This window comes from Bacillus sp. MHSD_36 (assembly GCF_030757775.1).
In the GTDB taxonomy this organism is placed as follows: Bacteria; Bacillota; Bacilli; order Bacillales; family Bacillaceae_G; genus Bacillus_A.
This window is the reverse complement of the sequence record NZ_JAVBIS010000008.1, coordinates 48730-62453: the sequence shown is the minus strand read 5'-3', so window position 1 is coordinate 62453 and position 13724 is coordinate 48730. Positions and strand designations below refer to the sequence as shown.

Sequence of the window (13724 nt, the reverse complement as noted above, 5' to 3'; positions counted from 1 at the left end):
TTTAATATATGAAATTATCCCATTCTTTATAGGGCAATATTTTATTTACGCCTTAACTTTATTACGACGATTCAAACCAAATAATGTACCAATTGCTACAAGACATGCACTTAGGCCCATCATCACTACATTATTTGATGCAGTGTTTGGTAATTTTTCACCTTGTACAACTGGCTTTGCTACTTCTTTTTTGGCCATATCATTTTTTAACTGTTCTTGTGCTATTCTCTTTTTCTCTTCTTCACTTTTTTTCTCAGCTTTTATTGCTTCCTCTTTTTTAGCCATATCACTTTTTTCTTGTACTTGCGCCGCTTGCTTTTTCTCTGCATCACTCTTTTGTTGTATCTTAATCGCTTCTTCTTTTTTAGCCTTATCTTGTTGTACTTGCGCTGCATCTTCCTTTGTTACTGTTCCAGTATCGGCACTTGCTACTGAAGAATATCCTACTGTTAAAAGTGCCATTGCACAGATCGGTAATAGTTTCTTTTTCATTTTATTTCTCTCCCTTTATATGTTTTACATCACTTCGCATCGGATGTATCACTAGAATAAACAAGAGATATAAATATAAGATGCAGATAAAATATATTTCATTTAAAGATTTCATTATAAAAAATAAAAAAACACCGCAATATATACGATGTTTTTTCGGGTGTGTGTCTCAATTATTTACATGTTACTTTCGCGTGATGTAGAAGTAGAACGGGCCGGAGCGATAACTAATTGTCTCGGCTCAGTTTTCTTTAAGTGATTTTTGACGTTACACTTACGACGTTGAACAACCCACGCTTTAATAGGGTTTGTCAAAATAATTTTTTGCTCTTCGTTAGGGGCCTCTTCTTCAAACCTACAACTTTCGCTCCATTTATTCCATTTCATTGTAAATTTAGAAGAAGAATGATCGTCTTCTCGATCAAACAAGTGCAAAAAATCCATCTCGCCAGCTAGCATTACGGTGTTGCTAGTTGCTAAAAAAGAAAAGGTCGTCCAACGTTTCTCCATGCCCTCCTACTCCTTTTTCACATATAGAGTGCCTAAAACTTAATTTACCTAAAATATGCTTGCCTTTTACCTTACACCTATAGTTTATCCAAAACACTACTATGCAACTATCGATTTGCCTTACAACTACCTTACATTTTTGTAAGAAACAAAAAACCTTCACTCTCTATATGTGAAGGTTTCTCATTTCTCATCTATATGATCTTTCATATGATCGACTCCAGCTTCTTTCAACTGTGACATCATACCATGGGAAATTGCGCCTAATACTAAAGTCATTCCAATTAGTGAAATCCGAATCGCTGGTACATCAATTATGTAAGCCAAACTACCAAGAACAATTGTTAAAAGTAATGCTTTTATAAATGTTGCACTTGTATACTCTTTCTTTTTCATCATAATCACCTTTCATGGAAGCGTTTTCTTAATATAATTAGTATATCATATCATCTGACTACTTTGTGGGTATTTTTGTAAAAAACTTATATCTTCTTTGACTTTTTCCTTCCTTTCCTATACAGTCGAAATGTTCGCAAGTTTTACACTGTAGGAGGACTCCAATGAATATTGAAATAAAAAACACTTTAATTTCTGAAGAACAATTACAAGAAAAAGTAAAAGAATTAGCACTTCAAATCGAACAGGATTTTGAAGGAGAAGAAATCGTAGTAATCGCTGTATTAAAAGGATCTTTCGTATTCGCTGCTGATTTAATTCGTCACATTAAAAACGAAGTAACAATCGACTTTATTTCTGCATCTAGCTACGGAAATCAAACAGAAACAACTGGCAAAGTAAAACTATTAAAAGATATCGATGTAAATATTACTGGAAAAAATGTAATTGTCGTAGAAGACATTATCGATTCTGGTTTAACACTTCACTTCCTAAAAGATCACTTCTTTATGCATAAACCGAAAGCATTGAAATTCTGTACATTACTTGATAAACCTGAGCGTCGTAAAGTGGATTTACAAGCTGAATATGTTGGCTTCCAAATTCCAGACGAATTTATCGTCGGCTACGGTATCGACTGTGCAGAAAAATATCGGAACTTACCATTTATCGCTTCAGTTGTAACGGAGTAATATAAATAGAATAAACTTCTATCAATCATTGATGGAAGTTTATTCTCTATCACGATTCGTAAAAGACAAAGGGAGAGAATAAAATGACAAAAACAAAATTTGAAAAAGTACTCCTCATTGTAAATCCGAAAGCAGGACAAGGTGATCTACATACGAACTTAACGAAAATCGTACCACCTCTTGCGGCAGCTTTTCCTGACTTACATATCCTTCATACGAAAGAGCAAGGCGATGCAACAAAATATTGCCAAGAGTTTGCTAGTAAAGTAGATTTAATTATCGTCTTTGGTGGTGACGGCACTGTATTCGAATGCACAAATGGCTTAGCACCTCTTGAAACTAGACCTACACTTGCAATCATTCCAGGTGGCACTTGCAACGACTTCTCTCGTACACTTGGCGTTCCGCAAAACATCGCAGAAGCAGCAAAGCTTATTACACAAGGACATGTAAAAACAGTTGACGTCGCAAAAGCAAATGACCAACACTTCTTAAATTTCTGGGGCATTGGACTCGTATCTGAAGTATCAAACAATATTGATGCCGAAGAGAAAGCAAAGCTTGGAAAAATTGGTTACTACTTAAGCACTATTCGAACTGTAAAGAATGCTGAAACATTCCCAGTAAAAATTACGTATGACGGACAAGTATATGAAGACGAAGCTGTCCTTGTTATGGTTGGAAACGGTGAATATCTTGGTGGGATTCCATCCTTTATCCCGAACGTAAAATGCGACGACGGAACACTTGATATTTTCGTCGTCAAATCAACAGGCATTCAAGCGTTTAAAGATTATATCGGAAAGAAACTATTTGAAGACTCAAATGAAAATGACATCTTCCACGTAAAAGCGAAATCCATTCATATTGAAACAGAAGAAGAAAAAGAAGTAGATACAGATGGAGAAAGCTCGCTTCATACACCTTGTCATATTGAATTGTTACAAGGGCACTTTACAATGATTTATAATCCTGCGGTTGTGTAATGCAAAAAGACGAGCTAATATGTTAGCTCGTCTTTTTTCTTAGAAAGGTTTTAGTCTACTCTTTCATTTTTAATATGAGTTTTCGTAATCAAACTCCACCCAATTTTTCCAGTGCGTATTGGAATCCTTATTTACAATAATGGTTGGATCTTTCTGTTCTATTGCAGCGGCTACTGATTGGAAGAATTCATTTTCACTTACTTTCTCGTCTCCAACATGTTGCCATTCTTCCGTTTCATACACTACTTCCCAGTCACCTTCTAAACCGCACTCTTCTAAAATTTCTTCTTTATCCCACCATACTAAATTCCGAGCTTCGTCATTAGTAGCAAGCATACGCATAAAATATGTGGGATAAGACTCTGTCGTTTGTACTTCTATTCCATGATTCACATAATCTTCTTCTGTAAATTCATATTCAAAACGATGATCACGAATTTTCACACTGCCTGTATGAATATCCAGTACAAATTCACCTTCATCATCAAATAATTCATAATCTCCATCATTTAATTGCAAAATAGTATCATCACCAATTAATTGATTCACTCTATCACCATATATATGAATATCATTACATACACCTAATGATCCTACTCCAACAAATTGGAACACAACTAACCAATCCTCATTATCTTTAAAGAAAAGAGAGAATTTCACTTGTGAAATATTCATCTCTGCATTATCTAGAGTAGGAAATTCATAATTACTTTGCTTTTTATCTAATAGTTTTAAAATATCTTTTTGCATATATATTATCTTCACCTCTATACAATTCTTTCAATTTCCCTAAAGTATAGCATAGACTTTCTTTCCTTTTACATTCTAATACTCCTAATAAAGTGAAACTTTAATTAGCCCTCACCAATCGGACTTTTATGGGCAGTTGATTCCCCACCTAACTTCTTTTCTTTCGCTGAATTTTGAGGTGGGGTTCTTACTGCCCATTAAAGCGGGATAAATAACAGAATGGGCTATTTGCATGCCCTAGTTCTTTTTAGATGCAATGAAGGAAAGAAGCAACCTGACACATTGGAGGATATCGCCATGAACCGAGATCCTATTTTACAAAAGCAATAAATGGGAGCGTATGAGTCAAGATTCTTCTTTTCGAGAAGCCTATGACGCATGAATCGGTCTTTTACGAGCGATTCATGCGGGATAATAACCTTTAATACTTAAATCACATATAGGCGACACACCGAGTCCCTTTCTCTTACTTACACATATATTAAAATGTTGCTTCTAATCTAGTTTGTTTTATTTTCTTTCTCGGAGGTGTTACAAATCATGTTCGAATGCAAAAACGAACTAAGTCGCTCTAATATAGCAAACTTAAAAGATAATTCAAACATTCCTATAATAGTGATCGCCTTCAACAATTTGACTTATGTAAAAAATATGTTAAAACAATTAGAAAACAAGAATATAAAAAATGAAGATATATGGATTTGGGATAATAATTCAACCGCTCCCGCCCTGCTTGCATTTTATGACCAGATATCAACTAAATATAATTTAGTTAAAAACATCGAAAACTATGGACCGCGTTTTTTTGCAGCTCCTTGTTTCTTCGATTTACTTCCAGATTTTTTTGCTGTAACTGATCCCGATTTAGCTTTTAATGAAAAAATGCCAGATAACTTTTTAGAGTATTTAAAGCAATTAACAATTGAGCTTTCACTCTTTAAAGCAGGTCTTATCATCCCATCAAGTGATTTTATGACTGTGTTAGCTAATCTAATCAATACAACCATATTAACAATTTATATAGTTGTATTTCAGACAACACCTAATGTATGTAATGAGAAGCTATCAAATTAAAAGAGAGAGTTATTCTACAAAATAACTCTCCCTAAGTATGAACCTTCATTCTATTTCCTTACTCATCACCATACTTCTTCTTTGCTTGTACAAATATGCACCACCCACAACAACAAAAACAAGCCCACCAAAATAAGCACCATACTCTATCGCAATCGCTACAATCTTGTTAATGTTTTGTCCAAATAAAGAACCGAGCACAAAGTAAACGAGTGTCCAAACAAATCCTGTCGTATAGGAATAGAAAGCATACGTCTTAAATGACATGTTATTCATTCCAACTACATACGGTACAATATGTCTTACAACTGGTATGAAGTAACTTGTGACTAACGCATAATGACCGTACTTCTCTACCATTTGTTGAGACTTCAAAAGATACTTCGCCTTTTTCTTTTTCATTAACTTATCAAGTACTTTCATACCAAATATTTTTCCTACTATATAACCTAAAGATAGGCCAGATACAACGCCTAAATATGTTAATAAAAATGCTGGAATGACACTTAATATCCCTAGTGACGATACGAAACCACCACTCATTACGATCATTTCGTCTGGAATTGGCATACCGATAATCCCTAGCCATAGACAGAAAAATAATGCCCAATAACCGTACTGCTCAATATAAGATAATAATTCATGTACTTCCATTAGGCATACGCTCTCCTTAGCTCTTTTTTACAGCTAAAGATGTACGCTGGCGGGAAATTGAGCCACACTTTTTCGAGCGTAATTTCAGGGAAGAAATGCTGTATAAATCCTTTTTTCACAAGTGAATATTGAAAAGTAATAAATTCACCTTTCTCGTGTATCGCTTCCATTACATTGTTTAAAATGCGCTTTGAAACTTCTTCTGGTAAAGAAGTAAAAGGCAATCCTGATAAAACATAGTCAATGCATTCTATATTGAACTCTTCCATATACTTTTTTATATTTTCAGCTGAGCCATGTACAACAATGACGTTCTGCTCATTTTTAAACTTTCTCTGTAACTCTTTGCAAAATACTTCATTAATTTCAATAAGAAGAAATATCGTTTCCTTCTTCTTTCTCTTCATAATTTCTCTCGTGAAAACCCCTGTACCAGGCCCTAACTCCACGATACACTTCGCTCTATTAAAATCAATTACATCTACCATTTTCTTTGCTAATATTTTTGAACTTGGCGCAATTGCACCAGTATGTTTCGGATGTTTTATAAATTCATGTAAGAATGTTATGAGTTGCATGTAACCCTCTCCCCATTCGTTCGATAGTTTTTAACTTGTTTCTAAGTATAACTATCGTTTCTTAACAAAAATTGAGGAGATTTCTTAAGATTTTATGAAGAATAAAAAACAGCTATCGCCTGTAGCGATAGCTGTCCCTCATTACTTCGCACTCACGATCTTATAATAAGAACGAACCGTTAAGAAGTAATATCCAATATAAATGACTCCGTATACTCCGATACTAATTAGAAGCGGAATCATAATTTCAAATGGTAGTATGTTCCCTAAACCTTTTAGTGCAAATAAGCTGTGCAGGATTCCGATTACTAACGGGATTGCAAAGATAAAGCTTACTTGTTTTGCGATAGCTTTTTTCATTTCTTGTTTTGTGACCCCTATTTTGTGAAGCACAACATAGCGCTCACGATCAGCATTTGCTTCTGTTAATTGTTTAAAGTAAATGATAGAACCTGTTGCTAGTAAGAATACAAGACCTAAGAACATTCCAATAAACATCATTAATCCTGTTCCTTCAAGCCCCATATGGAAACCAGTGTAGAAATCTCTAAATGATGGCACCATTTCTGATTCACCAGCCGGCATCACTTTTGTTAATTTTTCTGTTAACACTTTACTATCTTTTTCATCTTTTACATCAATATTTTTTACAACGCGTGTTCCAAATGCTTGTTTTGCTTGCTCATACATTTCATCTGAAACGACAACAACTAATTCACCTAAATTTGTAATCGCAACGTCATTTGCACCTTGGATTTTTAATTGCTTCGTTTCGTTTCCAATTTGGAATACTGCTTTGTTTCCTTTATATTGTGGACTAAACTCATGCCCTTCCATATAAGAACTATCATATATAAATGCTTCACCAGCAGCTACATTCACTGTTTCTGCTTCGATTTTCTTAGCAAGTTTATTAAATTCGGATTGAGACATAAACTGATATTTCTCTGAGATTCTGTAGTTCATATTAAGAATAAAATCAACTTTGTCTCCTTCAAACTTCCCTTTTACAGGAACTGTCTCAATTTCAAATTGATCTTTGATCGGGTGATCTTTCTTCTCTTCTGCAAAAATTGCATTTACTTTCTTATCAAGCGCTGCATCTTTTTTCTCATAAGAATAGCTATATGGTGCAACTGCTTTTGATTGCGTAAATGTGTTGTAATACATCGTAACAGACGTACCAACCGCTGTTAATGTTACCGCGCTTAAAATAGAAATTGTCGCAAGTGACTTTGCATTTCCTTTAATACGATATAGTAGCTGTGACGTCGTTACCATATTCATACCGTTATAAAACGATGATTTATTCGTTCTTGCACGTTTCAATACGAATACTGTAAAGAACATAAATAATAAGTACGTACCTAATACTGTTGCTAGTAAAATATAAAGTGCAACTGCCATAAAGTCTGCATATTTAACTGCCTTCATGAACATTAATGCTAAGAAATAACCTGAACCGATTAAGACAACTGAAATGAATGCCATAATGACAGATCCTTTTGGCATTGCTTCTCCTTCACGTTCTGCGCGGAAAAGTTCAATTAACTTAAAGCGATAAATTAAACGATATCCTTGAAGTGATGTATATAAAATAATCACAAAGAAAATAATTGCTGTATCAATAATGGCAGCCATCGGTACTTCAAAATGAACATTTAAATTTAATCCCATCATACTTACTAATAACTCAAGGAATAACTTTGAAAGGACGCTACCGATCGCAATCCCGATAATTAAAGACATTAATCCCATTAACATATTTTCATAAAAGAGCATTTTACCAATTTGTCTTTTACGAATACCTAATAAGGAATATAGCCCAACTTCTTTTTTACGCTTCCTTGTAAAGAAACCGTTCGAATATATAATGAATACCGCTACGAAAATAATTAACATAACACTTGAAACTTGGAACGCTCCGCTAATTTTTTTAGAAGCTTCCGCAGCTTTTTCCATTTGTGAATTATACTGCAACGCCTTAAATGTAAAATAAATGACGATGCTAAAGATCATAGATGCAAAATATACAAAGTAGTCTTTAAAGTTCCGCTGTATGTTGCGGAGGGCAATGCTAGATAAGGTCATCAGCCATACCTCCGGAAATGGAAGACATTACGTCAACGACTTGTTGGAAAAACTGTTTACGTGTTAATTCACCGCGGTGCAATTCTTTATATAACTCACCATCTTTAATGAAAATAACTCGTTTACAGTAACTTGCCGCAAACGCATCATGCGTTACCATTAAAATTGTAGAGTTATCATATTCATTTAACGACTTCATACTTTCAAGTAAATCTGTCGCTGATTTAGAATCAAGCGCTCCTGTCGGCTCGTCCCCGAAAATCATACTAGGATTCGTAACAATCGCACGCGATGCTGCGCAGCGCTGCTTCTGTCCGCCTGACACTTGATATGGGAACTGACTTAAAATATGATCAATACCGAATTTCTTTGAGATTTCAAGAACGCGGCGATCAATCTCACTCGCTTTCACCTTTGATAACGCAAGAGGTAACGCAATGTTCTCTTTCACCGTTAACGTGTCTAATAAATTATAATCTTGGAAAATGAACCCTAAATGGTCGCGGCGGAATAACGCTAACTTATCATCGTTCATCTTCACGATATCTTTTCCATCAATTAAAATTTCACCGTTCGTCGCATTATCAATTGTAGAAAGGACGTTTAGTAAAGTCGTCTTACCCGAACCAGAAGGTCCCATAATTCCAACGAACTCACCTTCTTTTACTTGTAAGTTAATACCTTTTAACGCTGCAAATTTATTACCACCCGTGTCATACACTTTTTCAATATTTTTTGCTTCTAACACTGTTTTCATCTCGACATCCCTCATTTCTTCTATTCTCTATTTTCAACTATATACACTCTCTACTTTTGCCACTATCGATGTTTCTTACACAAACATGACAGTTATGTAAGGCGCATAAGTAAAGATATAAAAATTTAACCTACTGAACGAAAGTACTTTGTTACTATAGCATTGGGATATCATACCATCCATTCATTCTCCTTACAGGAACATTACAATTTTGTAAGGTTAAAAATGTACCCTACAAAGTTGTGCATGAAATGTCGGATGGACTTCGTTTGTTCCTGCTATTCTATTTAACAAGGAGGTCATCGTATGGATTCACTTAAAAACATGAATGCGGCAATGCAATATATTGAAAACAACTTAACAGATGAAATTGATTTTAAAGAAGTCGCAAAAATAGCTTACTGCTCTGAATACCATTTCAAAAGAATGTTTTCTTTCCTAGCTGGCATATCACTATCAGAATATATTCGCTGTAGACGTCTTACTCTTGCTGCCTTTGAACTAAAAGATAGCAATGCAAAAGTCATTGATGTCGCTATAAAATATGGGTACAACTCACCGGATTCTTTTGCACGTGCCTTTCAAAACTTGCACGGCATAACACCTTCAGAGGCCCGAAATAGTAGTCATTCTTTGAAAGCTTATTCACCAATGACCTTCCAATTATCAATTCAAGGAGGAAATGAAATGAATTATCGAATTGAAGAAAAAGAACCATTTCGAATCATTGGTATTACGAAACGCGTACCGATTGTATTTAACGGTGTAAATGAAGAAATTGCTTCTATGTGGAAAAGTTTAAATCCAGAGTCCATTCAAACGTTAAAGTCCCTTTCAAACATGAAACCGAATGGAATCATTAGTGCTTCTACTAACTTTTCTGAAGGAAGAATGGAGGAAAAAGGAGAACTTGATCACTACATTGGAGTAGCTAGGGCGGAAGATTGTCCAGCCCAATTCTCGCAACTTGAAGTCGCAGCTTCAACGTGGGCTATCTTTGAAGCTGTCGGCCCGTTTCCTGAAACATTACAAAATGTATGGGGACGCATTTATTCCGAATGGTTTCCTTCCTCAAACTATGAACTAGCGGAAGGGCCAGAGATATTGTGGAATGAACAGAAAGATATATCTTCTCCAAACTTTAAAAGTGAAATTTGGATACCTGTTTTGAAGAAATAAAGAATAAAGCTGCTCTTCCTTAGATGGAAAAGCAGCTTTTATTTATATTTTTAGTTCTTTTTTATAAATAACATACGACTTTATCGTTGATATAAAGAGACATATTAATATCATTCCAATCCCCATAAAAATATTAAATGGATCTGGAAGTAACGCCCCAGCATATATACAAAGTGCACCTATTACAAATACTTTCGAAGCAAACCTATGTGTTTTTCTCCAAACTACAGGATTTTCTAATGTCCAGTCCATTCGGATTCCTACTAAACCATTTGGCTTCGTTTGTTGCATATAATTGCCGAGTACAAGAAACAAAGTTCCAAGTCCAAAATTAAATGCAATGGAGCCCGATGCAATATAATTAGACGCTGCTAATAGTGCAAATAAGTTACAGCCGAATCCTATCAAAAGAATAACATAATGGATTGCAGATAGAACTTTACCATGCTGTTTATACTTATCTTTCATTACGTCAATATACCCCATAGCTAGCCATATCAAATACAGTAACACCATGCTACCTATCGAAACTGAACTTGCTTCTACTTTAGAAAAATATCCATCTACTACTCCTGCCGCATTATAATGACGTGGAATTTGTTCCGGTAAATATGGCCATACAATATACCATCCAATTGCAATCCCAATAGTTAAACTCCATGGCAATACGTGTCTTTTCATCCTCTCTCCCCCATAATTTTTTATTAGGCCCCTATTTCTTTCTTATAAGCAACATATGAATATCCCATCGTTATTCCTACTGCACCGATAATAATCCCAATTATTAAGAAACCTTTCCATGCAACTGGAGCAAAAATACTTAACATCATAATAATTCCTAATACAACAAACACCTTTCCACTAAAACGATGTGTCTTTCTCCATACTTCTTCGTTACTTAACGTCCACGGCGTTTTTATACCGACAAAATAGTTTGGTTTGCACTGTGGTAAATAGTTGCCGATGACTATAAATAAAAGACCAACAAGAATATGCGGTGTACTATTCATTGGAATGTCATAGCCTAATCCAGCCCCAATTCCAATGATACTTACTAAAAATAATAGGAATAATACGCTATAATTTATTACATTATATCCTTTAGAAAATTTCTCATAATTCTCATGCTTGGGATCTACCTTAGGCAATAAAGTCAATAAAGCATATATAAAAACCATAACTGTAACATCCAAAATCATCATGCCTATTTTTGACATACGCCCATCTACCTCGCCAGCCACATTCCAATGGCTCGGAACCTCCCCCGGTAAATACGGCCACGCGGCACACCAGGCAATAATCGTTAAAGCAATTAATAATAACGGAAATATATGCTTCCTCATTTCCCCTCTTCCCCCTTATTCGTAAATGTAAACACCCAAGTTAACAAATCTTGAAATACAGTTGTGTTTAAAGAGTACATAACGAATTGCCCTCTTTTTTCATCTTGAATGAGTTCAGCATTTTTAAGTGCGTTTAAGTGGTGTGAAATACTTGGCTTTGTCATATTGAAATGTTCAGCAATCTCACCAGCAGTTAGATCACCTTCTTTTAATAAGTCCAAAATTTTTCGCCTTGTTGGATCTGCTAATGCTTTGAATGCTTGATTCAATGTCTTTCTTCCTTTCACTAATTAGACATTTAGATATTTATCTAAATATTAAATCATTTTTAATTGATTTTCAATTATACATACGCCCTTTTTACTTTTCTCACTTTTAACCCATACTGTTTACTAGCTCATCATTCAACATAATGAAAAGACTCGAAACACATGATACACTATAGCTACAATTATTTTTTTAGGAGGAATATACATATGTACAAAATTTTAATCGTTGAAGACGATCCAAATATTTCATCATTACTACAATCTCACATTCAAAAATACGGCTATGAAGCTGTTGTTGCGGAGAACTTCGATGATATTATGGAATCGTTTAACGCAGTGAAACCACACCTTGTTTTACTTGATGTAAACTTACCGAAATTCGATGGATTCTATTGGTGTCGCCAAATTCGTCATGAATCTACTTGTCCTATTATTTTCATTTCAGCTCGTGCTGGTGAAATGGAACAAATTATGGCGATTGAAAGCGGTGCGGATGATTATATTACAAAACCGTTCCACTACGACGTTGTAATGGCAAAAATTAAAGGTCAATTACGCCGTATTTACGGTGATTATGCGCCAAATATTTCTGAACGTATCGTTGAAGTAGAAGGACTAAAACTATTCCCAGAACGCCCAGAAATTCATTTCGGTGCTGAGCAAGTTCTTTTAACGAAGAAAGAGGCAATTTTAGCAGAAATGTTATTATCTAAATTCCCTCGTACAGCGAGCCGTGAAGATTTACTAGCCGCTCTTTGGGACGACGAAAGCTTCGTTGAGGAAAATACATTAAACGTAAACATTACACGTCTTCGTAAAAAGTTCAATGAGCTTGGTATTGAAAATGCTATTGAAACCGTACGTGGACTTGGGTATCGTTTTAACGCAACTTGGAGTGAATAAGCATGAAGCTATTTTTACGTGATCATTTTGCATTTTTTCTACTATACGTATTAAACTTCGGTATCATTTTCGTTCTGTATGATGCAGTAGATGGATTTCAAAATAATAAATTTTACTTCGTCGTTTTAAGTTTGTATTTATTCATTTGTTTCCTCGCTTATCGTTACGTCCGCAACCGTAGAATGTACCATAGATTAAGTGAGCAACCAGAGAAAATGGAAGATGCGTTTATTGAAAGAGCAACTGCTCCGATGCCTCACGGTGTAAATGAACTTGTGCGCACGCAATATCGTCTCTTCCAAAAAGAATTACAATCATATGAAGTAAAGCAGCAAGAACATCAATTATTCATTAATCACTGGGTGCATCAAATGAAAACACCTGTGTCTGTTATGCAGCTTATGGTGCTCGAAATGGAAGATGAGCATTTAATTCCGAAGTTTAAAAAAGAATTAGAACGTCTAAACCAAGGACTCGATATGGCTTTATACATGGCAAGGTTAAATAACTTCCATGAAGATTTCCATGTTGAGACGATTTCATTAAAAGATGCGGTAACAAAAAATATTAATGGATTAAAAGAACTATTCATTCGAAACGGAGTCTTCCCTGTTTTAGAAGTTCATTCTGATTTAAAAGTTGCTTCTGATGCAAAATGGCTAAAATTTATCATCTATCAGTTAATGACAAATGCTGTTCGTTACTCTGGTGAGCGCGGAAAGAAAGTATTCTTATCTGCTTACCGAAACGGAAAAGATATTATTTTAGAAGTTCGCGATGAAGGTGTTGGTATTCCACAAGAAGATATTCGAAGAGTATTCGAACCGTTTTACACTGGAAAAAACGGTCGCGCATTTGGAGAATCTACTGGTATGGGACTTTATATCGTGAGTAAAATTTGTGATTATTTAGGTCATTCTGTCAAATTAGATTCTGAAGTTGGTAAAGGAACGACGATTAAAATCATCTTCCATAACGCTGCGAATAATCAAGCAGAACATACAGAGAAGGTGACCGAAGCATGACCCTAACATATGCTAGCAAAATGTA

The 13724-nt window shown here is 35.0% G+C and carries 17 protein-coding genes and 1 pseudogene; 7 read left to right on the top strand and 11 right to left on the bottom strand.

Features of this window, described 5'->3' with window-relative positions; translation table 11 throughout:
* Positions 1 to 45: 45 nt before the first annotated feature.
* From Q9B79_RS23385 to Q9B79_RS23375, 3 genes are all read right to left on the bottom strand, one after another.
* Entirely contained in the window at positions 46 to 492 is a 447-nt protein-coding gene (locus Q9B79_RS23385) for an LPXTG cell wall anchor domain-containing protein (RefSeq protein WP_306188084.1), read from the bottom strand.
* A gap of 177 nt (positions 493 to 669) precedes the next feature.
* Entirely contained in the window at positions 670 to 1002 is a 333-nt protein-coding gene (locus Q9B79_RS23380) for a hypothetical protein (RefSeq protein ID WP_088082676.1), read from the bottom strand.
* 183 nt (positions 1003 to 1185) lie between these two features.
* Complete coding sequence (locus Q9B79_RS23375) at positions 1186 to 1401, bottom strand: hypothetical protein (protein ID WP_116892343.1); 216 nt, start codon at positions 1399 to 1401, stop codon at positions 1186 to 1188.
* Positions 1402 to 1562: 161 nt separating this feature from the next.
* On the opposite strand from Q9B79_RS23375, the gene hpt reads away from it, so the two are divergent.
* Positions 1563 to 2090: a hypoxanthine phosphoribosyltransferase gene (gene hpt / locus Q9B79_RS23370; RefSeq protein ID WP_306188080.1), complete on the top strand. Its 528-nt coding sequence runs from the start codon at positions 1563 to 1565 to the stop codon at positions 2088 to 2090.
* An 83-nt stretch (positions 2091 to 2173) separates the two neighbouring features.
* Positions 2174 to 3076, top strand: a complete 903-nt coding sequence (locus tag Q9B79_RS23365; RefSeq protein ID WP_306188078.1) for a diacylglycerol/lipid kinase family protein — start codon at positions 2174 to 2176, stop codon at positions 3074 to 3076.
* Positions 3077 to 3145: 69 nt separating this feature from the next.
* Here the strand turns inward: Q9B79_RS23365 and Q9B79_RS23360 are convergent, their stop codons facing one another.
* Positions 3146 to 3826 carry a DUF7003 family protein gene (locus Q9B79_RS23360; protein WP_306188076.1) on the bottom strand — a complete coding sequence of 227 codons (681 nt, stop codon included), beginning with the start codon at positions 3824 to 3826 and terminating at the stop codon, positions 3146 to 3148.
* Between the two features lie 279 nt (positions 3827 to 4105).
* Between Q9B79_RS23360 and Q9B79_RS27115 the strand changes: the two are divergent.
* Both Q9B79_RS27115 and Q9B79_RS23355 read left to right on the top strand, forming a co-directional pair.
* Positions 4106 to 4205 (top strand): annotated as a pseudogene (locus Q9B79_RS27115) (Rpn family recombination-promoting nuclease/putative transposase); the annotation flags it as partial.
* Positions 4206 to 4366: 161 nt separating this feature from the next.
* Complete coding sequence (locus Q9B79_RS23355) at positions 4367 to 4900, top strand: glycosyltransferase family protein (RefSeq protein WP_306188074.1); 534 nt, start codon at positions 4367 to 4369, stop codon at positions 4898 to 4900.
* A 45-nt stretch (positions 4901 to 4945) separates the two neighbouring features.
* Here Q9B79_RS23355 and Q9B79_RS23350 read toward each other — a convergent pair whose 3' ends face one another.
* The 4 genes from Q9B79_RS23350 to Q9B79_RS23335 form a co-directional block, all read right to left on the bottom strand.
* Positions 4946 to 5554 (bottom strand): DedA family protein, encoded by a 609-nt coding sequence (locus Q9B79_RS23350; protein WP_306188072.1) that lies wholly within the window; start codon positions 5552 to 5554, stop codon positions 4946 to 4948.
* A complete protein-coding gene (locus Q9B79_RS23345; RefSeq protein WP_306188070.1) occupies positions 5554 to 6132 on the bottom strand; it encodes a class I SAM-dependent methyltransferase in 579 nt (192 codons plus the stop codon). The genes Q9B79_RS23350 and Q9B79_RS23345 overlap by 1 nt, the downstream gene beginning before the upstream one ends.
* Before the next feature lie 141 nt (positions 6133 to 6273).
* Positions 6274 to 8223, bottom strand: a complete 1950-nt coding sequence (locus tag Q9B79_RS23340; RefSeq protein ID WP_306188068.1) for an ABC transporter permease — start codon at positions 8221 to 8223, stop codon at positions 6274 to 6276.
* Positions 8210 to 8980 carry an ABC transporter ATP-binding protein gene (locus tag Q9B79_RS23335; protein ID WP_000859654.1) on the bottom strand — a complete coding sequence of 257 codons (771 nt, stop codon included), beginning with the start codon at positions 8978 to 8980 and terminating at the stop codon, positions 8210 to 8212. Before Q9B79_RS23335 ends, Q9B79_RS23340 begins: the two co-directional genes overlap by 14 nt.
* Positions 8981 to 9286: 306 nt before the next feature.
* Here Q9B79_RS23335 and Q9B79_RS23330 point away from each other — a divergent pair, with 306 nt between their 5' ends.
* Positions 9287 to 10159 (top strand): AraC family transcriptional regulator, encoded by an 873-nt coding sequence (locus Q9B79_RS23330; RefSeq protein ID WP_306188065.1) that lies wholly within the window; start codon positions 9287 to 9289, stop codon positions 10157 to 10159.
* Between the two features lie 42 nt (positions 10160 to 10201).
* On the opposite strand, the gene Q9B79_RS23325 is transcribed toward Q9B79_RS23330, so the two are convergent.
* From Q9B79_RS23325 to Q9B79_RS23315, 3 genes are read right to left on the bottom strand one after another with little or no spacing between them, the layout of a single operon-like run.
* On the bottom strand, positions 10202 to 10840 hold the full coding sequence (locus tag Q9B79_RS23325; protein ID WP_306188063.1) for an SdpI family protein: 639 nt from the start codon (positions 10838 to 10840) through the stop codon (positions 10202 to 10204).
* 23 nt (positions 10841 to 10863) lie between these two features.
* Positions 10864 to 11502 (bottom strand): SdpI family protein, encoded by a 639-nt coding sequence (locus Q9B79_RS23320; RefSeq protein ID WP_306188061.1) that lies wholly within the window; start codon positions 11500 to 11502, stop codon positions 10864 to 10866.
* Positions 11499 to 11771 carry an autorepressor SdpR family transcription factor gene (locus tag Q9B79_RS23315; RefSeq protein ID WP_098304233.1) on the bottom strand — a complete coding sequence of 91 codons (273 nt, stop codon included), beginning with the start codon at positions 11769 to 11771 and terminating at the stop codon, positions 11499 to 11501. Before Q9B79_RS23315 ends, Q9B79_RS23320 begins: the two co-directional genes overlap by 4 nt.
* A 207-nt stretch (positions 11772 to 11978) precedes the next feature.
* Here Q9B79_RS23315 and Q9B79_RS23310 point away from each other — a divergent pair, with 207 nt between their 5' ends.
* Together Q9B79_RS23310 and Q9B79_RS23305 are read left to right on the top strand one after the other, a co-directional pair.
* Positions 11979 to 12674, top strand: coding sequence for a response regulator transcription factor (locus Q9B79_RS23310; RefSeq protein ID WP_000276736.1), 696 nt, complete (start codon positions 11979 to 11981; stop codon positions 12672 to 12674).
* A gap of 2 nt (positions 12675 to 12676) precedes the next feature.
* Positions 12677 to 13699 carry a sensor histidine kinase gene (locus Q9B79_RS23305; protein WP_000765337.1) on the top strand — a complete coding sequence of 341 codons (1023 nt, stop codon included), beginning with the start codon at positions 12677 to 12679 and terminating at the stop codon, positions 13697 to 13699.
* Positions 13700 to 13724: the final 25 nt, after the last annotated feature.